The sequence below is a fragment of the Microbacterium sp. SWDP-B6 genome, assembly GCF_059803615.1.
The window spans coordinates 87,256-108,338 of sequence record NZ_JAPFGV010000005.1 but is presented as its reverse complement, the minus strand read 5'-3'; the positions used below and the strand labels follow the sequence as shown (position 1 = coordinate 108,338).

General features: G+C 64.4%; 18 protein-coding genes and 1 pseudogene. 12 read left to right on the top strand and 7 right to left on the bottom strand.

Going from position 1 to position 21,083, the window contains the following annotated elements; translation table 11 throughout:
• Nucleotides 1-39 precede the first annotated feature (39 nt).
• The 7 genes and pseudogenes from OPU70_RS08970 to dnaA all read right to left on the bottom strand — a co-directional run.
• On the bottom strand, nucleotides 40-444 hold the full coding sequence (locus OPU70_RS08970; protein ID WP_042541050.1) for a DUF3566 domain-containing protein: 405 nt from the start codon (nucleotides 442-444) through the stop codon (nucleotides 40-42).
• Complete coding sequence (gene gyrA / locus OPU70_RS08965; RefSeq protein ID WP_042541052.1) at nucleotides 441-3,005, bottom strand: DNA gyrase subunit A; 2,565 nt, start codon at nucleotides 3,003-3,005, stop codon at nucleotides 441-443. Before gyrA ends, OPU70_RS08970 begins: the two co-directional genes overlap by 4 nt.
• A gap of 52 nt (nucleotides 3,006-3,057) precedes the next feature.
• The gene (gyrB, locus tag OPU70_RS08960) at nucleotides 3,058-5,172 is read right to left on the bottom strand and encodes a DNA topoisomerase (ATP-hydrolyzing) subunit B (protein WP_498557563.1); all 2,115 of its coding nucleotides are present in this window, start codon (nucleotides 5,170-5,172) and stop codon (nucleotides 3,058-3,060) included.
• A gap of 118 nt (nucleotides 5,173-5,290) precedes the next feature.
• Nucleotides 5,291-5,794, bottom strand: a complete 504-nt coding sequence (locus OPU70_RS08955; protein WP_042541559.1) for a DciA family protein — start codon at nucleotides 5,792-5,794, stop codon at nucleotides 5,291-5,293.
• The gene (gene recF, locus OPU70_RS08950; RefSeq protein WP_498557562.1) at nucleotides 5,787-6,947 is read right to left on the bottom strand and encodes a DNA replication/repair protein RecF; all 1,161 of its coding nucleotides are present in this window, start codon (nucleotides 6,945-6,947) and stop codon (nucleotides 5,787-5,789) included. The genes OPU70_RS08955 and recF overlap by 8 nt, the downstream gene beginning before the upstream one ends.
• Nucleotides 6,948-7,010: 63 nt before the next feature.
• Nucleotides 7,011-8,153, bottom strand: a complete 1,143-nt coding sequence (dnaN, locus tag OPU70_RS08945) for a DNA polymerase III subunit beta (protein WP_042541557.1) — start codon at nucleotides 8,151-8,153, stop codon at nucleotides 7,011-7,013.
• 493 nt (nucleotides 8,154-8,646) lie between these two features.
• Nucleotides 8,647-9,975: pseudogene (gene dnaA / locus OPU70_RS08940) on the bottom strand (chromosomal replication initiator protein DnaA); the annotation flags it as partial.
• A gap of 378 nt (nucleotides 9,976-10,353) precedes the next feature.
• On the opposite strand from dnaA, the gene rpmH reads away from it, so the two are divergent.
• From rpmH to OPU70_RS08880, 12 genes are all read left to right on the top strand, one after another.
• Nucleotides 10,354-10,491: a 50S ribosomal protein L34 gene (gene rpmH / locus OPU70_RS08935; protein ID WP_042541555.1), complete on the top strand. Its 138-nt coding sequence runs from the start codon at nucleotides 10,354-10,356 to the stop codon at nucleotides 10,489-10,491.
• A gap of 6 nt (nucleotides 10,492-10,497) precedes the next feature.
• Entirely contained in the window at nucleotides 10,498-10,842 is a 345-nt protein-coding gene (rnpA, locus tag OPU70_RS08930) for a ribonuclease P protein component (RefSeq protein ID WP_079113846.1), read from the top strand.
• Complete coding sequence (gene yidD / locus OPU70_RS08925) at nucleotides 10,839-11,189, top strand: membrane protein insertion efficiency factor YidD (RefSeq protein ID WP_042541553.1); 351 nt, start codon at nucleotides 10,839-10,841, stop codon at nucleotides 11,187-11,189. The genes rnpA and yidD overlap by 4 nt, the downstream gene beginning before the upstream one ends.
• A 3-nt stretch (nucleotides 11,190-11,192) precedes the next feature.
• Complete coding sequence (gene yidC / locus OPU70_RS08920; RefSeq protein WP_042541552.1) at nucleotides 11,193-12,263, top strand: membrane protein insertase YidC; 1,071 nt, start codon at nucleotides 11,193-11,195, stop codon at nucleotides 12,261-12,263.
• An 8-nt stretch (nucleotides 12,264-12,271) separates the two neighbouring features.
• Nucleotides 12,272-12,751: a Jag family protein gene (locus OPU70_RS08915; RefSeq protein WP_153302332.1), complete on the top strand. Its 480-nt coding sequence runs from the start codon at nucleotides 12,272-12,274 to the stop codon at nucleotides 12,749-12,751.
• A 34-nt stretch (nucleotides 12,752-12,785) separates the two neighbouring features.
• Nucleotides 12,786-13,415 (top strand): 16S rRNA (guanine(527)-N(7))-methyltransferase RsmG, encoded by a 630-nt coding sequence (gene rsmG, locus OPU70_RS08910; RefSeq protein WP_498557561.1) that lies wholly within the window; start codon nucleotides 12,786-12,788, stop codon nucleotides 13,413-13,415.
• A 2,698-nt stretch (nucleotides 13,416-16,113) separates the two neighbouring features.
• Nucleotides 16,114-16,572 (top strand): dephospho-CoA kinase, encoded by a 459-nt coding sequence (locus tag OPU70_RS08905; protein ID WP_042541571.1) that lies wholly within the window; start codon nucleotides 16,114-16,116, stop codon nucleotides 16,570-16,572.
• Nucleotides 16,573-16,775: 203 nt separating this feature from the next.
• The gene (locus OPU70_RS08900; protein WP_156145942.1) at nucleotides 16,776-16,916 is read left to right on the top strand and encodes a hypothetical protein; all 141 of its coding nucleotides are present in this window, start codon (nucleotides 16,776-16,778) and stop codon (nucleotides 16,914-16,916) included.
• 461 nt (nucleotides 16,917-17,377) lie between these two features.
• Entirely contained in the window at nucleotides 17,378-18,253 is an 876-nt protein-coding gene (locus tag OPU70_RS08895) for a ParA family protein (protein ID WP_153302272.1), read from the top strand.
• Entirely contained in the window at nucleotides 18,253-19,221 is a 969-nt protein-coding gene (locus OPU70_RS08890) for a ParB/RepB/Spo0J family partition protein (RefSeq protein WP_079113844.1), read from the top strand. The genes OPU70_RS08895 and OPU70_RS08890 overlap by 1 nt, the downstream gene beginning before the upstream one ends.
• A 62-nt stretch (nucleotides 19,222-19,283) precedes the next feature.
• A complete protein-coding gene (locus OPU70_RS08885) occupies nucleotides 19,284-20,732 on the top strand; it encodes a sugar porter family MFS transporter (RefSeq protein WP_042541546.1) in 1,449 nt (482 codons plus the stop codon).
• Between the two features lie 9 nt (nucleotides 20,733-20,741).
• Entirely contained in the window at nucleotides 20,742-21,077 is a 336-nt protein-coding gene (locus tag OPU70_RS08880; protein ID WP_042541545.1) for a hypothetical protein, read from the top strand.
• Nucleotides 21,078-21,083 lie beyond the last annotated feature (6 nt).

Sequence of the window (21,083 nt, the reverse complement as noted above, 5' to 3'; positions counted from 1 at the left end):
GGGATGCCGAAGCATCCGCCCCTCTTCGAATCCGGAGGATCAGTTCGACATGAAGCCGACGAGCAGACCGCCCGTCACCTTCACGGCGACGTTGTAGATGCCGGCGACGACCGCGCCGAGCACCGTGAACACGATGAGGTTCAGGATCGAGACGACGGCGGCGAACGCCATCACCTGCGGCAGACCTGCCACCTCGGAGATGCGCACCGAGTTGTCGGTGATCGCGCCGACGATCTCGTCGGCCTGAGTGAGGAGGCCCGTGGCCTGGAGCACCAGGAAGATCAGGAAGAACGACACCATGGTGACGATCGCGAGTGCGACCGCTCCGAGGAACGAGAGCTTCACGGCCGACCAGAAGTCGACATAGACGAGACGCAGGCGCACCTGCTTGCCACTGGTCTTGCGCGTGGACTTCTTCGCCAGCTTGTCGGCTACTGTGCTCATGCGTCTGCTTCCTCAGGGTTCTCGTTCGTCTCGGGGGCGGTGGACTCGGCGTCCACCTCAGCCTCATCCGATTCGTCTTCCTCGGTGAGGCCCCGCTCGCCGTTGCGGGCGATGGCGAGGATCCGGTCGGCTTCCGTCGTCCGTGCGAACACCACTCCCATGGTGTCTCGGCCCTTGGCGGGCACCTCGGCCACGGCAGAGCGTACCACCTTGCCGCTGGACAGAACCACAAGGACCTCGTCGTCGGCCGAGACCATCAGACCACCCGCGAGAGTGCCCCGATCGTCGTGCAGCTTGGCCACCTTGATGCCGAAACCACCGCGTCCCTGGACGCGATATTCCTCGACGGCCGTGCGCTTCGCGTACCCGCCGTCCGTCACCACGAACACGAACTGACCGGGAGCGGCGACGGATGCCGACAGCAGGCTGTCGCCCTCACGGAACTTCATGCCCTTCACTCCGGCGGTCGCGCGTCCCATCGGTCGCAGCGCATCGTCGGTCGCGCTGAACCTGACCGACATGCCCCGGCGGCTGATGAGAAGGATGTCGTCCTCGGCGTTGACCATGAGCGCCGAGACCAGCTCGTCCTCGTCGTTCAGACGGATCGCGATGACGCCGCCCTGGCGGTTGGTGTCATACGTGTCGAGGCGCGTCTTCTTGACGAGACCGTCGCGCGTCGCGAGCACCAGATAGTCGGCGACCGCGTAGTCGCGGATGTCGAGCACCTGCGCGATGTTCTCGTCGGGCTGCAGTGCGAGCAGGTTCGCGACGTGCGTCCCCTTCGCGTCGCGCCCGGCCTCGGGGACCTCATAGGTCTTCGCGCGGTAGACGCGTCCCTTGTCGGTGAAGAACAGCAGCCAGTGGTGGGTCGTCGTCACGAAGAAGTGCTCGACGATGTCATCCGCTCGCAGCTGCGCGCCCTTGATGCCCTTGCCGCCGCGGTGCTGCGAACGGTAGTTGTCGCTCCGCGTGCGCTTGATGTACCCGGCGCGGGTGATGGTGACGACCATCTCCTCCTCGGCGATGAGGTCTTCCATCGAGACATCGCCGTCGAAGCCGTGCAGGATGTGCGTGCGGCGGTCGTCGCCGAAGCGCTCGACGATGCCGGTGAGCTCTTCGCGGATGATGTCGCGCTGCAGCATCTCGTCGGCCAGGATCGCCTGGTACTCGGCGATGAGCCGCTCGAGCTCGGCCGCCTCGTCGAGGATCTTCTGCCGCTCGAGAGCCGCGAGGCGACGGAGCTGCATGTCGAGGATGGCCTGCGCCTGGTCGTCGTCGATGTCGAGGAGCTTCTTCAGTCCCTCGCGCGCGTCGTCGACCGTGGCCGACCGACGGATCAGAGCGATGACCTCGTCGAGCGCATCGAGCGCCTTGAGGTAGCCGCGCAGGATGTGCATGCGACGCTCGGCCTTCGCCAGACGGAAGCGCGTGCGACGGACGATCACTTCGAGCTGGTGGGTGATCCAGTAGGTCACGAACCCGTCGATCGCCAGCGTGCGCGGCACGCCGTCGACGATCGCCAGCATGTTCGCGCCGAAGTTCTCCTGCAGCTGCGTGTGCTTGTACAGGTTGTTGAGCACGACCTTCGCGACCGCGTCGCGCTTGAGCACGACGACGAGGCGCTGGCCCGTGCGGTCGGACGACTCGTCGCGGATGTCGGCGATGCCGCTGATCTTGCCGTCGCGCACGAGATCGCCGATCTTCACGGCGACGTTGTCGGGGTTGACCTGGTAGGGCAGCTCGGTGATCACGAGGCACGTGCGGCCCTGGATCTCCTCGACGTTGACGACCGCGCGCATCGTGATCGATCCGCGGCCGGTGCGATAGGCCTCGTGGATTCCCTTGGTGCCCAGGATCTGAGCGCCGGTGGGGAAGTCGGGGCCAGGAACACGCTGGATCAGCCCGTCGAGGAGCTCTTCACGCGGAAGGCCGGGGTTGTCGAGCGCCCAGAGCGCAGCATCCGAGATCTCGCGCAGGTTGTGCGGGGGGATGTTCGTCGCCATGCCGACGGCGATTCCGACCGAGCCGTTGACGAGCAGGTTCGGGAACCGCGCCGGAAGGACCGTCGGCTCCTGGGTCTGGCCGTCGTAGTTGTCCTGGAAGTCGACGGTGTCTTCTTCGATGTCGCGCACCATCTCGAGCGCGAGCGGAGCCATCTTCGTCTCGGTGTATCGAGGAGCAGCGGCTCCCATGTTCCCGGGGGACCCGAAGTTGCCCTGACCCAGCGCGAGCGGGTACCGCAGCGCCCACGGCTGCACGAGACGCACGAGGGCGTCGTAGATCGCCGAGTCACCGTGCGGGTGGTACTGACCCATGACCTCGCCCACGACACGGGCGCACTTCGAGAACGACTTGTCGGGGCGGAACCCGCCGTCGTACATGCCGTAGATCACGCGGCGATGCACAGGCTTCAGACCGTCGCGCACGTCGGGCAGGGCACGTCCGACGATGACGGCCATCGCGTAGTCGAGATAGCTGCGCTCCATCTCGAACTTCAGGTCGACCTGGTCGATGTTCCCGTGGTCGTGGGCCGGGGGCTCGGGGCGTACTTCGTCAGTCATGTGTGTTGTCGATTCCGGTCGTTATTCGAGCGAATGCAGGGCGCGGAGCGCCTCAGATGTCGAGGAAGCGGACGTCCTTGGCGTTGCGCTGGATGAAGCTGCGTCGCGATTCGACGTCCTCACCCATCAGCACGCTGAAGATCTCGTCTGCCGCCGCGGCATCCTCGATGGTCACCTGGCGGAGCGTCCGCGTCGTGTGATCCATCGTGGTCTCCCACAGCTCCTTGGCGTTCATCTCGCCGAGACCCTTGTAGCGCTGGATGCCGGCATCCTTCGGGATGCGCTTGCCGTTGTCGAGGCCGAACTTGAGCAGCGCATCGCGCTCTGCGTCGCTGAACACGTACTCGTGCGGCTGGTTCGACCACTTGAGGCGGTACAGCGGCGGCATCGCGAGGTACACGAAGCCTGCCTCGATGAGGCCGCGCATGTAGCGGAACAGCAGCGTGAGCAGCAGCGTCGTGATGTGCTGCCCGTCGACGTCGGCATCCGCCATCAGCACGATCTTGTGATAGCGCGCCTTCTCGATGTCGAAGTCCTCGCCGATGCCCGTGCCGAAGGCCTGGATCATCGCCTGGACCTCGCGGTTGCCCAGCGCCTTGTCGAGGCGAGCGCGCTCGACGTTGAGGATCTTGCCGCGGAGCGCGAGGATCGCCTGCGTGTGCGGGTCACGTCCCTGCACTGCCGAACCGCCGGCCGAGTCACCCTCGACGAGGAAGATCTCGCTGATCGAAGGGTCCTTGCTGGTGCAGTCCTTGAGCTTGTCGGGCATCGCGGCCGACTCGAACACGCTCTTGCGCCGTGCGGTCTCGCGCGCCTTGCGCGCGGCCAGGCGCGCGGTCGCGGCGTCGAGCGCCTTGCGGATGATGTTCTTCGCCTGGGCCGGGTTGCGGTCGAACCAGTCGCCGAGCTGATCGCCCACGACCTTCTGCACGAACGCCTTGGCCTCGGTGTTGCCCAGCTTGGTCTTGGTCTGACCCTCGAACTGGGGCTCGCCCAGTTTGATCGAGATGACGGCGGTCAATCCCTCGCGGACGTCGTCTCCGGAGAGGTTGTCTTCCTTCTCCTTGAGGATGTTGTTCGCACGCGCGTACTTGTTCACCAGCGTGGTGAGCGCGGCGCGGAAGCCCTCTTCGTGGGTTCCACCCTCGTGCGTGTTGATCGTGTTCGCATAGGTGAAGACGTTCTCGGTGTACGACGTGGTCCACTGCATCGCGACCTCGAGCGAGATCTTGCGCGCCGTGTCCTCGGACTCGAACGCGATGATCTCCTCGTTGACGACCTCGGCGTGACGCACCTTGTTCAGGTACTCGACGTAGTCGACGAGTCCGCGCTCGTAGAAGAAGACATCACCGGGCTGCTTCGTGACGGTCACACCGGATTCTTCGACCTCGTAGGCCGAGGACGCGCGCTCATCGAGCAGCTCGATGCGAAGACCCTTGTTGAGGAACGCCATCTGCTGGAAGCGCGTGCGCAGGGTGTCGTAGTCGAAGTCGATCGACTCGGTGAAGATCGAGGCATCCGGCCAGAACGTGATGCTCGTGCCGGTGTCGTCGGTCGCCTCGCCCTTGACGAGCTTCTGCTGCGGCACTCCGCCGTCGGCGAAGCTGTGCCGCCAGACGAAGCCCTTCTGCTTGACCTCGACGTCGAAGCGGGTCGACAGGGCGTTCACGACAGAGGAGCCGACGCCGTGCAGACCACCGGAGACGGCATACGCGCCGCCACCGAACTTGCCACCGGCGTGCAGGATCGTCAGCACGACCTCGACCGTCGACTTCGACGGGTCGGAGGAGTGCGGGTCGACCGGGATTCCGCGGCCGTTGTCGATGACGCGCACGCCGCCGTCTTCGAGCAGCGTCACGTGGATCGTGTCTGCGTAGCCGGCGAGAGCCTCATCGACCGAGTTGTCGACGATCTCGTAGACCAGGTGGTGCAGACCGCGCGGACCCGTGGAACCGATGTACATTCCGGGTCGCTTGCGCACCGCCTCGAGTCCCTCGAGGATCTGGATCGAGTCGGCGCCGTACTCGCCGGGCTGCTTGATCTTGGGGGAGATCGATGTGGACCTCGTCTCCGCTTCCGCGGGAGCCTGGGTCTCTGCGCCCTGTGAGGGGTCAGGGGTTTCCCCGGTGGTCGATTCCGTCTCGTCAGCAGGGAATTCAGGCGTCATCAGAGGGCATTCTCCACATCAATATCACGAACTCCCATTCTAGCGGTCTTTCGACTCGAAATCCCGCTGAACGGCCGTGTGTGGCCCTCTGAGCCTCTTGAACCCCCTGAACGGTGCCCTACCCGTAGGTATCGCGCGGGCCCCGTCCTGGAACGACTCTGGGACCCCATTTCCATGAGGGTACGTCCGGTCCGATGAAGCGGAGGTTCTCGACCCCCGCATCCGGATACCGTCGGCCGATCTCGGTGAGGATGGTCCCGCGCATGTACTGCAGGTTCTTCGCCCAGGCCGTCGAATCGCACTTCACGGTGAGCACTCCGCGTTCGAGCGAGACGGGTTCGGAGTGCTTCGCCGTGTCCGTACCCGCAAGATCGGCCCACTGCCTGACCAGGTCTTCACGGGCAAGAGTCTTCTGCCACCCGGAGTCGCGGCTGAGCTTGTCGAGCACCGCTCCGAGGGGACCGGGGTCACGTCCGGGGGTGAAGGGGGCGTTGTCATCGTCGGTGACGATGCGCCGCTTGCGCTTCCACGTCTTCGAGCTCGGTGCGAGACCGCGCAGACGCAGATACGTCGCGACCGTCTCGGGAGTCTCGGATGCCGGAACGGGTGCGGCGTCACTCATGCGGCACCTCCCTCTCGTCGCTGATGGTTCCGGCCGAGATCCTCACCACATGCGCGTGGAGCACCTCGGGGATATCCTCCTCCACGGCCGCGGTCACGACCACCTGTTCGTACCCTGCCGTCAGCCCGGCGAGGCGCTGACGGCGCTCGGCATCGAGTTCGGCGAACACGTCGTCGAGGATGAGCACGGGGTCGCCGGCGGGGGACTCGCTGCGCAGCAGCTCCGCCGAGGCGAGGCGCAGGGCGAGAGCAACCGACCACGATTCCCCATGCGACGCATAGCCCTTCACGGGCAGCCCGCGAACGCGGAGAACGAGATCGTCGCGATGGGGTCCGGTGAGGGTGAGCCCGCGGTCGAGCTCGTTCGACCGCTTGGCGAGCAGCGCGGCGTGGAACATCTCGGCGATGTCTCCCGAGGTCTCGGCCGGCGCGTCGACCCCCTCTTCGGGGTCTGCACCTCGCACCGAGAGCGCCCAGTCGAGCTGGGGACGATGGTCTTCGCCGGCGATCGCCGCATACGCCTCTGCCACCGGGGTCTGGAGGTCGGCCGCCAGACGCTGTCGCGCCGTGATGATCTCTGCTCCGAGGGAGACCAGCTTGTCGTCCCACACATCGAGGGTGCTCAGGCCCTCGCCCTTGATGCCCCGCGCTCGGGCCGACTTGAGAAGGGCGTTGCGCTGCTTGAGCACACGGTCGTAGTCGGCGAGCACCGACGACATGCGAGGAGTGCGCTGTATGAGCAGCTGGTCGACGAAGCGACGCCGAGAAGACGGGTCGCCACGCACGATCTGCAGATCCTCCGGGGCGAACAGCACCACATGGGCATACCGGGGAAGCTCGTTGGTCTTCGACGGCGAGCCGTTGATGCGTGCCTTGTTCGAGCCCTGCTTGTTGAGCTGAACCTCGATCAGCACTTTGCGTTCGCCGTGCGAGAGGCGCGCGCGGATGATCGCGAAATCCTGACCTTCACGCACCATCGGCGCATCCGACGAGACCCTGTGAGAGCCGAGCGTGGCGAGGAAGACGACGGCCTCGGCGAGGTTGGTCTTGCCCTGACCGTTGCGGCCGACCAGGACGTTGGGCCCCTTGTGCAGTGCGAGATCCGCGGTCGCGTAGTTGCGGAAGTCGACCAGGCTCAGGTGTTCCACAATCACGCTGTCAGCCTACCTTCGGGGTCTGACACCGCTGTCGCCGCGCGGAGCGCGCCCGTCGCAGGATCAGCGGAGCAGCAGGTTGGGCTGCAGCAGGTACTTGAACGAGTCGAGTCCGGCCTGATCGACCGAGGTCTGGCTCGTGATCAGCACGGGGCTGAGCTTGTTCGCGTTGTCGCTCGAGGTGAACGTGACGCGCACGAACTCGCTCTTGACCGCTCCGAGTGCCTCGATGAGGTACTGCGGGTTGAGACCGAGAGTGACATCGTCGCCACCGTTCAGGATCGCGTCGACGGACTCCGATGCACGGGCGTGCTCACTGCCCGATGCGTCCATCGTGACGCTGTCGGACGTGAACGTGAAGCGCAGCGGGGCTGCACGATCCAGCACGAGCGACACACGGCGCACCGCTTCGACCAGGTCGGCGGTGTTGACGACCGCGTAGTGCTCAGTCTGCTCGGGGAAGAGTCGACGGACAGGCGGGAAGTTGCCCTTGATCAGGAGCGAGGTGACGGTCTTGTTTCCCGCCGTGAAGGCGATGATCTCACGATCGCCGGCTCCGGAGAACGCGATCTGGATCGTCCCGGCGTGACCGAAGGTCTTTCCGACCTCGAGAAGCGTGCGTGCGGGAACCAGTGCGCTCGCCTCGACGGCCTCGCCATCCCACGGCACGTCCCTGAGCGAGACGCGGTAGCGGTCGGTGGCGACCAGGCTGAGCGTGTGCCCGGAGACTTCGAGCTGGACACCGGTGAGGACAGGGGTGACATCATCGCGTGATGCGGCGAAGCCGACCTGTGCGATCGCCGTTCCGAAGTCGTCGGCGGGAACCACACCGGACGAGCCTGAGACTTCGGGGATCGAGGGATATTCCTCGACCGGCATGGCGGCCAGGGTGAATCGTGCGGAGCCGCAGGTGACCGTGATGCTCCCGTCGTCCTCGACGGCGATCTCGATCGGCGCGTTGGGGAGGCGGCTGGCGATGTCGGAGAGCAGGCGACCGTGGACGAGGATCGTGCCGGGAGTGTCGACCGTTGCTTCGATGGTTGTTCGAGCGGATGCTTCGTAGTCGAAAGCGGAGAGAGTCAGTCCGGATCCGTCTGCCTCGATCAGGACTCCGGCGAGGATCGGCTGCGGGTTGCGCTGCGGAAGGAGCTTGACGACGAAGGACACAGCCTCGCTGAAGACATCGCGGTTGACCTGAAACCTCACGGGTGCTCCCTTGTCGTCATTCTGAGACGGTTCGTCATCGGTCCTGCCTGTGCAGGGCTTCCCATGCTAGCCCCACAGTCGGGCGGATCCCTACGAGCGGCGCAAACCTCCGTCCCGTCGGACTTTCCCCACCGTCTGGTGATCGGATCGCCCTTGAATTGAATTAACTCCTTAACGGTGTTAACACCTGTGGATACTGTGGATAACTCGGTGGAAAGCAGACGCGAGTAAGGAACTACACGGTTGTCAGTTGTGGAAACCCTGAGGAATCCGCGGGTGGACACCTTCCCCTCGGTCCGACCGTCTCCCCTAGTTATCCACAGGTTCGGTGGTTTCACACACATCCGTCCCGATCTCGAGGCGAGTCATCCACAAGTTATCCACATGTGCAAACTGGCATCGATCGAGCCGGCCGTATGCCTCTCACACGCACAGAAAGGGGGTCGTAGCGTCCCAACGGAAGCTACGACCCCCTTTTCGAGGTGTCGTGAGGTCAGCGCCGACCGAGCTGCGTGGTGATCTCGGTCACCTGGTTGTAGATCGAACGACGCTCCTTCATGAGCTCACTGATCTTCTTGTAGGCGTACATGACCGTGGTGTGATCTCGGTTGCCGAACAGCTGCCCGATCTTCGGCAGTGACAGGCTCGTGCGCTCCCGACACAGGTACATGGCGATCTGACGCGACGTGGCGATCTGCTGCGACCTGCTCGAGCCATAGAGGTCGTCGACGGTCAGCTTGAAGTACTGCGCGGTGGCGGTGATGATGTCGGTCGGCGAGATGATGTTGTCTTCCGCCGTGTCGATGATGTCGCGCAGCACCGTCTGAGCGAGGGAGATGTCGAGAGCCGAGCGGTTCAGGCTGGCGAAGGCCGAGACCCGGATCAGCGCGCCCTCGAGTTCGCGGATGTTCGACGACACCACCGTGGCGATGTACTCGAGTACCTCGTCGGGAATATGAAGGGCTTCGCTCTGCGCCTTCTTGCGCAGGATCGCGATTCTGGTCTCGAGGTCGGGAGCCTGGACGTCGGTGATCAGGCCCCACTCGAACCGGCTGCGCATGCGGTCCTCGAAGCCGGTCAGGTGCTTCGGGGCGACGTCGCTCGTGATCACGACCTGCTTGTTGTGGTCGTGGAGCGTGTTGAAGGTGTGGAAGAAGGCTTCCTGCGTCTCGGCGCGACCCTGGAGGAACTGGATGTCATCGATCAGGAGGATGTCGACATCGCGGTAACGAGCCTGGAAGGCCGCGCCTCGGTTGTTCGCGATCGAGTTGATGAAGTCGTTCGTGAACTCCTCACTCGACACGTACCTGACCTTGACGCCGGCGTAGAGCGACTGGGCGTAGTCTCCGATCGCGTGCAGCAGGTGGGTCTTGCCCAGGCCCGAGTCACCGTAGATGAAGAGCGGGTTGTATGCCTTGGCCGGCGCCTCGGCGACCGCGACTGCTGCGGCATGAGCGAACCTGTTGGACTGGCCGATGACGAAGTTGTCGAAGGTGTACTTGGGGTTGAGGCGTGATTCGTGACGCTGCTGCGTCGGCTGCTCCATCGGAGATTCGACGCGCGTCTGCTCCTGGCGGCCGTAATCCGCGACGGCGATGGGCGCCGTCGGCTGCTCGGCGAGTTCGTGGTTGACCACCACTCGGTAGGAGGTGACCTCGTCGCCGATGTGTGAGAGAGCCTCCATGATCGGCAGCCGCAGCCGCTTGTTGATCTGCGCCGCGGTGAGATCGTTGGGTACCTCGAGATAGAGCGTCGCCGCCATCACACCGGCGGGAACCGCGAGGCTGATGAATCCCTGGAGCTGAGGGGTGACTCGGTCATCCGCTTCGAGGAGCTCCTGCACCGTGGTCCAGATCGGAACGTCGGGCTGGGCAGGTGATGACATGACGCTCCGTGCTGAGGGGCGACGGGCCGTCGGGATGACGCGGCTCGCCTGTGGATAACTTCGGATGCCACGGTAGTCACCACGGCTGTGAACGGCAACCTGCCCTGAGAAATCCGCGCGCGTGTTGCGCATACGTGCACGCGGCAGGTTGTGGATAATAGCTGTGCGGATCCTGTCAGGGTCCGTGCCGAAGCGCGCAGATTTGCTCTGTGGGCCGCCAGGACGTACCCTTAATCGGTTGACTTATGCCTGAATGGCAGATCCCTATGTCTCCGGTCAAAATGATCCCGGTGGCAGCATTCCCGGAGTGATTTCATGAGCAAGCGCACCTTCCAGCCCAACAACCGTCGTCGCGCCAAGAAGCACGGCTTCCGTCTTCGCATGCGCACGCGCGCCGGTCGTTCGATCCTCTCGGCCCGTCGCGCGAAGGGCCGCACCGAGCTCTCCGCGTAAATCGCTGTGCTCGCCCGCCCGTTTCGTGTGACCCGCGGGAGCGACTATCGCCTGGTCGTTCGACGCGGATCCCGTTGTGGCGGAGCCAAAGTCGTCACATCGATGCTGACGACGGGCGAGAGCAGAGCCGCGAGGTTCGGATTCATCATCAGCAAGCAGGTGGGCACCGCTGTGGTGCGCAACACCGTGCGTCGGCGACTCAAAGCCGTGTGTGCGGATGCGCTGTCGCGGGTCCCCGAGGGCACGGATGTCGTCATCCGTGCCCTTCCTGCATCCGCGACAGCCACCTACGCAGAGCTGAGCGCCGATGTGAACCGCTGCCTCGACCGTCTCGGGCAGGGTCGAGCATGACCGCCCTTCCGGCATCATCGATCGGCAGCGCTCATCTGCAGACCGGGGACGTGCTGCGCAGCATCCCGCTGATTCCGAGGAATCTCGTTCTGGGGTTCCTCACCGGGTATCGCAAGGTGATCTCCCCCATGTACGGAGATGTCTGCGCCTATTACCCATCCTGTTCCGCTTACGCTGTAGGTGCGGTGCAACAGCACGGCGCGGTGAAGGGAGCGATGCTCTCGGCATGGCGCATCCTTCGTTGCAATCCCTGGAGCCACGGCGGCGTCGACGACGTCCGTCCGCACCAACACTTCCGTTATGACCTGACCGCTCGCGGTTTCGTCGTCCCTGCCCGAAAGGATTGATCGGTGGGTCTTGACCTTCTGCTCGCCAGCGCAACACCGTCACCGGAGCCTGCCTCCGGCGGCTTCGATCTGATCGGAACCATTCTCTGGCCCCTCAAGTGGGTCGTCGAGCTCGTCCTCGTCGCCTGGCACTGGCTTCTGACCGCCGTCGGTCTGCCGGCAGCATCCGGTCTGACCTGGGTGCTCTCGATCGTCGGCCTCGTGATCGTGGTGCGCGCTGCCCTGATCCCGCTCTTCGTGAAGCAGATCAAGAGCCAGCGAAAGATGATGGAAATCGCTCCTGAACTGCGGAAAGTTCAGGAGAAGTACCGGGGTAAGAAGGATCAGCTGTCTCGTGAGGCGATGAGCCGCGAGACCATGGGCCTCTATAAGAAGCACGGCACGACGCCGATGTCGAGCTGTCTGCCGCTCCTCGTGCAGATGCCGATCTTCTTCTCTCTGTTCAGTGTGCTGAGCGATGTCTCGAAGCACCACAATCAGGGCGTCGGCGGCGTGGGCCTGCTGAATGCAGAGCTCACCGAGCAGTTCTACAACGCGGAGCTCTTCGGGGTCGCGTCTCTTCACGAGACGCTCGGCAACGCAGTGGACGCCGGCAACACCACCGCGATCATCATCCTGGTCACGCTCGTCGTGCTCATGATCGCGTCGCAGTTCTTCACGCAGCTGCAGATCATCTCGAAGAACCTGTCGCCCGAGGCCAAGACCGGCCAGGCGTACCAGATGCAGAAGATCATGCTCTACGTGCTGCCGCTCGGCTTCATCTTCTCGGGCATCTTCTTCCCGCTCGGCGTCGTCGTGTACTGGTTCATCTCGAACCTGTGGACCATGGGTCAGCAGTTCCTGGTCATCCGCGAGATGCCGACTCCCGGTTCTGAAGCCGCGAAGGCGCGTGAAGAGCGACTCGCCCGCAAGGGCAAGGCGATCGATTCCTCGGGCAAGGTCGTTCCCATGGCCGCCTACGAAGCAGAGCAGCAGCGGCTGCTCGAAGAGGCGGAGCGCGCCAAGGCGCAGACTCCGAAGCGCCAGCAGCCCGTGGGCAAGAAGCGTGCCAAGAAGAAGGGGAGCGGTTCGTGACCGACAACATGACCGAGACCGTGGAGCCCACGGTCGCCGAGCTCGAGAACGAGGGCGACGTCGCCGCTGACTACCTCGAAGAGCTGCTCGACATCGCTGACATCGACGGTGACCTCAACCTCGATGTCCGCCAGGGCCGCGCCTACGTGTCGGTCGAGGCTGAGGGAGATGGACTGGCTCTGCTGTCGGCTCCCGACACGGTGCAGGCTCTTCAGGAACTGACCCGCCTGGCTGTTCAGAACAAGACCGGTTCGTTCTCGCGACTGATCCTCGATGTCGGCGGGTCTCGCGACGCACGCCGTCGCCAGCTCGAGACGCTGGTGAATGCGGCGGCCGCGAAGCTCGATGATGGAGCGACTCAGGCATCGTTGCCCGCGATGTCCAGCTATGAGCGCAAGCTTGTGCACGATATTGCCGCTGATCAGGGACTTGTTTCCGAGTCGTACGGCGAGGGTGCCGACCGCCACACGGTTCTGCGGCGTCGTTGACGTTTCACGTGGAACATTTGAGCGGGATGCTGTCGTGAGTGATGTCGATGTCGAGGTCGAGCCCTCCGTCGCGCCCGAGCTTTTCGGAGACCGGATCGAGCTGGCACGCCGGTTCGCAGCAGCCCTGACTGAGCATGGGGAAGAGAGGGGTCTGATCGGCCCCCTCGAGCTTCCGCGTCTGTGGACCAGGCACATTCTGAACAGCGTCATCGCTGCTCCTCTGTTCCACGGATCGGTTGCGGATATCGGCTCCGGTGCGGGACTGCCTGGAATCGTGCTCGCGATCGCCCGCCCTGACGTGGAGTGGACGCTCATCGAACCGATGGAGCGTCGCACCACGTGGCTGAACGAGCAGGTGGCGGAGTTGAGCCTGGACAACGTCGAGGTCGTGCGCGCACGTGCTGAGGACGTGCCTCGTCCGGCGGGGTTCGATGTCGTCACCGCGCGCGCGGTCAGCGCGCTCAAGACGCTCATCCCGATCACCGCTCCTCTCGTTCGTGATGGGGGAGAGCTCCTGCTGCTCAAGGGGATGAACGCCGACAACGAGATCGAAGCGGCGCAGAAGCAGATCAAGAAGTTCCGCCTCTCAGACGTCCGTGTCGAAGTCCTCGGAGAGGGAGTCCTCGGTGAGAGCACCCGCGTCGTTCGGGCTCGGGTTCGGTAGACAAAGCCGCGCGCTGCAGCTCCTAAGGGATCTTGGCCAGACGCGCCGGGAATCGTCGGAATACAGGGTCCGCCTTTTCGGACGTGGCACCCACTCCAGTGCTGAGTGGTCCGGCTGAGATGGACGGTTCGGATCTACGCGCGGGGGCGTTTGACCCCCACGTCCCTGTCGGCGGGCGATAGGTCTACGACAACTCCTGCGGTTCTGACGTTCTCGGTGAAGTCTTCTCTGATGGCGCCCCTGCCGCGGCATCGCAGACGAACCCTCGCGGCAACTGAGGTCACCCGCCTGGTTCCAGGACGAACGGTGCCCGCGCGTCACCGGCCCGCGCTCGTGCATCGTGACGTCAGCGTCCGCGGGAGGTGGATGCCGAGGAGGTGCAGGAGCCCTCGGAGATCCTGCGCGCCGTGAGTGGCGCTGATCTGGGGCGATGGGGAGTGCACGAGGGGCTTCGGCTGGCGTGGCGAGTGTATTCGATGTTTCACGTGAAACACACACCGGAGTCGATGCTCTTCGACCGGGAGCGCCAGCGGGTGCAGGAGCGGGAGCGGGCGTGGGCTGCGCCGGCGAACCCGCTCGTTCACCCTGATCTTCGCCGTGGGCAGTGAAGGTGAGTCATAGTGGCAGCGTGGTTCGGTCACGCGTCGGTGGGAACAAGGAGTGTTTCACGTGAAGCACTCCTTGTTTATGCCGCTGCTTTTTGGTCTTAGGCGTCGCGGTGTACTTCGCGAAGTTCACTTGCCGGCCTGCGCGATCCGAGTCGCAATCGACACAGGTGTTGAACCGGTGTCGCGGTCGCATGCGACTTCTCGTCGTGAGTATGGGAGGTGACCGGGTGTCACTGCCCGGTCGGCCCGTTCGAGGGTTTGGTGGATCGGCATGGTGTTTCACGTGAAACGCTTCTGACGCGGGAGCAGTGGTCCGCTCATAGGGCTCGACACCCGCCGTGAGCGTCACTATCCGCTCCGGCAGTCCGGGGGATGGGTGGATCGGCATCGTGTTTCACGTGAAACGCTTCTGGTGACGGAGCTGTGGTTTGCTCATAGGGCTCGACGCCCGCCGCGAGCGTCACTCCCCCTGTTCGGCCTGGGCCGGGTCAACGAAAGTCGCCGGGCATTGAGCCTGCGCGGCGAGATCTCATGAAGGCGCGGGCATGCGTCATGTGCACGTCCCTGGAGTAGATCCTTTTCAGTGAGAGGTATCTATCCACCCCGGTTGACAGTGGTGACAATGCTCTGTCGACCGCACCGAGCCGGAGGGACCGGACCGATCCGAGTAGTCAGGGCGGGCGGGGTGCTATCCCGTTATGTCTTCAGCTGCGCTTTCAATAGGGGATCCTTTGAGCATGTTTCACGTGAAACGCACCTCTCTGCCCCTCGGGGGAGAGACCCTCGTCCGGAGTGACTCGTTCGTCCAGCGTCAGTGGGGTCGGCGAAATACCTGAACGTAGTGCCGCGATTCGAGATCTGGTCGTGCCGCGGACACGCCTTCGCGACCTTCCAATCAGCCCGGCTGCCTACGTGCATAGTGGCTGTTCGTAGCCGCGATAACGGTGCTCGTGGCGTGAGGAGTCGAACCACGACAGGTGGCGGTGAGGTGTGACCACATCTAACACGCACCATCTGGGTATGGGACGGGTGTTTCACGTGAAACGTCATTGTGAGAAGCGTCGTCTACCCCAGAAGGCTCGAGTGCGCCCGCACCAGTCGGCGCGTACAGCCATGAGATGGCGATAACAGTGGCAGCCGAGAGGGTTCGTACCTCTTAGCGATGCCGCGGTGCGTTGCGGCATCGTCTCCTCACCAGAGGAACATGGAGGAGTCCTTTGGAGCGTGCTTCCACACACCCAGCGGAACCGCAGGGTCGTGTTGGGAGTGTCACACGTCCGTTGTGTCCTATGGCGAACGAGCCGTAGGCGCGAGATTGGGGTCTAGACCTGATTGGGGGGGGGGAGGGGCTGCACAGAGGATGATCATCAAGGGCGTTTCACGTGAAACATCGCGCTCACGTGAAGCAGCTGTCTCACGTGGAACACCGTGGTCGCGTGACTCTCATATACGTGACTCGAGCGGTCCGATCAGATTCTGAGTGCGACTGGGACTATGGGCCGCGGGAGTTCGAGCCCCACAGGAGGCCACCTCTTGGGGTTACGTGAAGTGCAGGCGACCCGTTTTAATCGCGGGATGTGCGATCCCACGACGGTGGGTGGTCGGGCGTTCCGCCTTGGTGGCTGACCCAAGCGCGGGGAAGTGGGGATACGCGCTGGGTAGGAGGCCGTTCCTATTCCGAAGACTCACTTCACGCGTTTGGGGCCAACACACGCTGTGGCAACAGAGGGTAGGTGAGCGATTTGCGAGGCTCTTCAGGACGGCCGAACTACGGAGAGCTCTCGCGCGTAGACCGTGAGCGGCGCGGCCACATCAGGAAAAGGGGTTTCTGACCCAACTACCCCGATGACCGGAGACCGAGTCAGTGCGACGGTGCCCGAGAGCGCCGGAGTCACCCGGCGCATCGATCGTGGAGGAGCCGAACGGAACGCAGGGACCGTCGCGACGATAGGGGTCGACGATAGGGGTCACAGTGAGTCGCGCGATCCGTAGAGGGGCAAGCCAGCCGATGTGCCGTCAGCATGGGTACAGTCGGGTGGCACTGACGCGGAGAGCCAATGTTCCACGTGAAACATCGGTATCGTGAGCACATGGTTCGCTTGCTCATCACTGGTATGTCGGGTGTCGGCAAGTCGAGCGTACTCCGCGAGTTGGAGGAGCGGGGCTACCCCGTGGTCGATACGGACTACGGCCACTGGACCACCGAGGCGGGGCTGTGGGACGACGTTCTCATGGGTGCTCTGTTGGGGGAGAGTACCGAAGTGGTCGTGTCCGGCACCGTCGAGAATCAAGGCGACTTCTACGACCGCTTCGATCACGTGGTTCTGTTGTCGGCGCCCATCGCGGTACTTCTCGACAGGGTACGGCGACGCACCACGAACCCCTACGGCTCGACCGCAGCTGAGCAGGAAGAGATCACGTCGAATCAGGCGTCGGTTGAACCACGGCTCCGTGCGACGGCGACGGTGGAGATCGACGCTACGCAATCCCTCGAATATGTGGTCGATCGGATCGAAGAGCTCTTGCGCGGCGCTGACCGTTCCACGTGAAACACACCGACTTCGTTCGCTCGCGAGGATGCACGCGCGAGAACGATGGCAGAGGCCGACAAGGCTCCGCGGCGCCGACAGGGATGACCCAGCCGTTGTCCCATAGCTGTGCGCAGGCTGCCGGCAGCGCAGCGGATGCGCAGTTCAGGAGGTGATTCGGCTGATCTCCACCGGTATGAGCGCGCATCACAACGATGGTGAGGATGAGCCCAGCCCGCACATCGCGTGCCGCACGGGATGATGCGTTCCTGCTGTTCGACCACTTCGCGTGTGAGGCCCACGATGCAGAGGGCGAGGGCTGGTCGCAGTCGGCGATGCTCCAGCGGACGACGACGCAGCCGTGATCCCCCGCCGGCGTGTGTGCAGCCCAGGACGGGAGACGAGACGCCACGCCAAGGCAACACACACAGAGCGTGATCCATCTTCCGTGCCACCATCGTGCACACCATGCGAGGGAGTCGATGATGACGAAGGCGCGGGGACCGCAATCGCGCACATCCACCGGGAGTGAAGGTGCGGGACCAGCTCGTGCTCCGATCCCGCGCACGACGGAGCGCCTCTGAGCCCTACCCATGCTTCGCCCCCAGAACCTGAGCGCGCAGCGGGGCGTGTGCGCCCCGAGACTCGCTGCTCCCGGGCGAGTTGACCCGGAGAGACTCTCGGAAATCGCCACCGATCCCGCCGCCAGCGCCAGCTCCGACGCAGCAACGTCCCCCGCAGCGATTAGAGTGGAGGACGGCCCCGAAAGGAGTGGATGTTTCACGTGAAACAGCCCGAAAAGGCATCACCGAAGGACTCTTTCGGGATGGATACGCCGCTCGCGCGGGAACTCGCCGACCTCTCCGCTCGACGCCGTGCGCTCGAGACGGTGAACATCGATTTCACCGGAGACACTCGCATCCTCACGGTCTCGAACCAGAAGGGCGGTGTCGGCAAGACCACGAGCGCCGTCAACGTCGCTTCGGCACTGGCGGGTCTTGGCGCCAAGGTCCTGGTGATCGACCTCGACCCACAGGGCAACGCATCGACCGCTCTCGGTGTGCCGCACAACGCCGATACCCCGAGTGTGTACGACGTTCTGATCGACGACGTCCCGCTCGCCGACATCGTGCAGCAGAGCCCGGAAGACGAGAACCTCTTCTGCGCTCCGAGCACCATCCACCTCGCCGGGGCTGAGATCGAGCTCGTGGCTCAGGTCGCGCGTGAGCATCGCCTGCGACGAGCGCTCGACGCTTATCTCGTCGACAGCCCGATGGATTTCGTCATCATCGACTGCCCTCCTTCTCTGGGTCTGCTCACGATCAACGCCTTCACGGCGGCGAGTGAGGTCTTCATCCCGATCCAGTGCGAGTACTACGCACTCGAGGGGCTGAGCCAGCTTCTCGGCAGCATCCAGATGATCCAGAAGCACCTGAATCCTGGGCTTCATCTCTCCACGATCCTGCTGACGATGTTCGACGGCCGCACGCGGCTGGCGCAGCAGGTCGCTGACGAGGTCCGCACACACTTCCCCGATCAGGTGCTCGACACCGTCATCCCGCGCTCGGTGCGGGTGTCGGAGGCACCGAGTTTCGGTCAGACCGTGATCGCCTACGATGGGCAATCCGCCGGCGCCGTCGCGTATCGCGAGGCCGCTGTCGAGATCGCGTCGCGGACGGCGACGCAGAGCAAGGAGAAATGATGGCGAAGCGCACTGGACTGGGTCGGGGCATCGGTGCTCTCATTCCCACAGCAGATCAGTCCGAGCGTCCCGTGGATGTGTTCTTCCCCGGTGCCAACCTGCGTCCGGCGACGGATCAGACCAGCGACCAGCCTGCCGCTGAAGCCGACCTCGAGGTCGTGCCCGGCATCCACCTGATTCAGGTCGACCCGCAGAAGATCGTGCCGAACCCGCGCCAGCCGCGTACGCACTTCAATGCGGAGGATCTCGCGGAGCTCGTGCACAGCGTGCGCGAGTTCGGCGTGCTGCAGCCGGTCGTGGTGCGCAAGAACAGTGACGGCGAGTACGAGCTGATCATGGGGGAGCGGCGCACCCGCGCTGCCCGTGAAGCCGGCCTGGAGAAGATCCCCGCCATCGTCCGCGAGACCGCCGACGAAGATCTCCTGCGCGACGCACTGCTCGAGAACCTGCACCGCTCCGAGCTGAACCCACTCGAAGAGGCCTCGGCCTACCAGCAGCTGCTCGAGGACTTCGGCATCACCCAGGAGGAGCTGGCTACTCGGATCGGCCGATCGCGCCCGCAGATCAGCAACACGATCCGCCTGCTCAAGCTGCCCATGCCCGTGCAGCAGCGCGTGGCCGCAGGTGTGCTGACCGCAGGACACGCTCGCGCGATCCTCAGCCTGGAGACGCCGGAGGCGATGCAGCGGCTTGCTGACAAGGTCGTGAACGAAGACCTGTCGGTACGAGCCACCGAGGTCGCCGCGAAGACCGAGCCGGCGAGTCCTGGTCGCACCGCGAAGCCGACCCCCGGCGCTCGCCGAGCCTATCTCGATGAGGTCGCCGGCACCCTCGGGGATCGCCTCAACACCCGGGTCAAGGTCTCGCTGGGTGCACGAAAAGGCCAGGTCATCATCGATTTCGCTTCGATCCAGGACCTGAACCGGATCCTCAGCGAACTCGGCGAATCGGGGTATGGCCCGGCGTGATGCCGCGCCGCAGCCACTGACCGGTCGTAGACTCTCGACATCGCGATGACGAGAGGGATGCCATGTCCAAAGCGCTGAATCCGGAAGGCGTCAGGCGACGCGTCATCGCGGTGAGTATCGCCGCAGCTCTCGGAGGGTTCCTCTTCGGTTTCGACACTGCGGTGATCAACGGCGCCGTCGATGCCCTCGCGGGCGATGTCTCGGGCTTCGACCTCGGGGTCGGGCTCAAGGGCTTCGCCGTCTCGTCGGCTCTGATCGGCTGCGCGGTGGGAGCGTGGTTCGCAGGCCCCATCGCGAACAAACGGGGGCGCATCCCCGTCATGGTCGTCGCCGCGGCGATGTTCTTCATCTCGGCGATCGGATCCGGACTCGCCTTCAGCGTCGTCGACCTGATCATCTGGCGGGTGATCGGGGGACTCGGCGTCGGTGCGGCATCCGTCATCGCCCCTGCATACATCGCTGAGGTCTCACCTGCCGCGATTCGAGGACGACTGGGGTCTTTGCAGCAGCTCGCCATCGTCACGGGTATCTTCGCTGCGCTCCTGTCGGACGCCCTGCTCGCGAACATCGCAGGGGCAGCGGACCAGCCCCTGTGGGGGCTCACGGCATGGCGCTGGATGTTCATGGTGGCGGCGATCCCCGCGCTGGTCTACGGGCTGGTGTCTCTGCGGCTTCCAGAGTCACCGAGGTATCTCGTGCGCAAGGGCGACATGACACGTGCCGCAGAGGTGCTTGAGACCGTCACAGGCGCCGTCGACGTCGACGCGAAGATCAAGGAGATCACCAGCACGATCGACACGGAGCGCAAGGAGTCACTGCGCGACCTCCGCGGCAGCCGTCTCGGGCTCAAGCCGATCGTCTGGGTCGGCATCCTGCTGTCGGTGTTCCAGCAGTTCGTCGGCATCAACGTCATCTTCTACTACTCGACGACGCTGTGGCAGTCGGTCGGATTCGACGAGTCGAGCGCTCTGCTGACCTCGGTCATCACGTCGGTGACGAACATCGTGGTGACGATCATCGCGATCCTGCTCGTCGACAAGGTGGGGCGCCGCATCATGCTCCTGGTCGGTTCGGTGGGCATGACAGTGACCCTCGGGCTCATGGCTCTGGCCTTCTCGTTCGGCACGCTCGACGCCGAAGGCGCGGCGACGCTTCCCGATCCATGGGCGACAGTGGCCCTGATCTGCGCCAACGGCTTCGTGGTGTTCTTCGGAGCCACCTGGGGTCCGCTCGTGTGGGTTCTTCTGGGCGAGATCTTCCCGAACTCGATCCGTGCCGGTGCCCTTGCGGTCGCTGCGGCCGCGCAGTGGGCGGCCAACTTCTTCATCTCGACGACGTTCCCGATCTTCGCCGACATCGGCCTCACCTTCGCGTACGGCTTCTACGCGTTCTTCGCTCTGCTGTCGTTCTTCTTCGTGTACTTCAAGGTGCCGGAGACCAAGGGCAAAGAGCTGGAGGAGATGACCGACGAGCTGACGGTGGAGCGCCGGGGCACGCGCAAGGCGACGTAGGCTGGAAGCATGACAGAGTCCGTTCCGCGCCGCGCCAGCCTCGAAGTGCTGAGAGCAGAAGCGTCGGACGAACTCGCCGTGCTGATCCAGGAGAGGCTTCTGAGCGGAGAAGACCCCTGGGAGTTCATGGAGGAGCTGCCGAGCGTCGACGAGCTCGTCGTCTACCTGCTGCGCGCCGACAACATCACGGCGAACGACGGCGTGCGTCCGAACGCCGCTCGGCACTACCGTGTGCTTCGCCAGATCGCGCTGGAGTACCCGGAGCTCACTCCGGCGGTCTGGGGCCTTCTCGACGAGAAGCAGCGCCACCGCCGCTGGGATCCCTCGGTCGCCGACGCCTCCTGAGGGCGC

Coding starts and splice junctions, on each gene's coding strand:
- OPU70_RS08905 (WP_042541571.1), top strand. CDS start 16,114: ATGGTTCGCTTGCTCATCACTGGTATGTCGGGTGTCGGCAAGTCGAGC.
- OPU70_RS08900 (WP_156145942.1), top strand. CDS start 16,776: ATGAGCCCAGCCCGCACATCGCGTGCCGCACGGGATGATGCGTTCCTG.
- OPU70_RS08885 (WP_042541546.1), top strand. CDS start 19,284: ATGTCCAAAGCGCTGAATCCGGAAGGCGTCAGGCGACGCGTCATCGCG.
- OPU70_RS08880 (WP_042541545.1), top strand. CDS start 20,742: ATGACAGAGTCCGTTCCGCGCCGCGCCAGCCTCGAAGTGCTGAGAGCA.
- rpmH (WP_042541555.1), top strand. CDS start 10,354: ATGAGCAAGCGCACCTTCCAGCCCAACAACCGTCGTCGCGCCAAGAAG.
- yidD (WP_042541553.1), top strand. CDS start 10,839: ATGACCGCCCTTCCGGCATCATCGATCGGCAGCGCTCATCTGCAGACC.
- OPU70_RS08970 (WP_042541050.1), bottom strand. CDS start 444: ATGAGCACAGTAGCCGACAAGCTGGCGAAGAAGTCCACGCGCAAGACC.
- gyrA (WP_042541052.1), bottom strand. CDS start 3,005: ATGACTGACGAAGTACGCCCCGAGCCCCCGGCCCACGACCACGGGAAC.
- gyrB (WP_498557563.1), bottom strand. CDS start 5,172: ATGACGCCTGAATTCCCTGCTGACGAGACGGAATCGACCACCGGGGAA.
- OPU70_RS08890 (WP_079113844.1), top strand. CDS start 18,253: ATGGCGAAGCGCACTGGACTGGGTCGGGGCATCGGTGCTCTCATTCCC.
- OPU70_RS08955 (WP_042541559.1), bottom strand. CDS start 5,794: ATGAGTGACGCCGCACCCGTTCCGGCATCCGAGACTCCCGAGACGGTC.
- OPU70_RS08915 (WP_153302332.1), top strand. CDS start 12,272: ATGACCGAGACCGTGGAGCCCACGGTCGCCGAGCTCGAGAACGAGGGC.
- OPU70_RS08895 (WP_153302272.1), top strand. CDS start 17,378: ATGGATACGCCGCTCGCGCGGGAACTCGCCGACCTCTCCGCTCGACGC.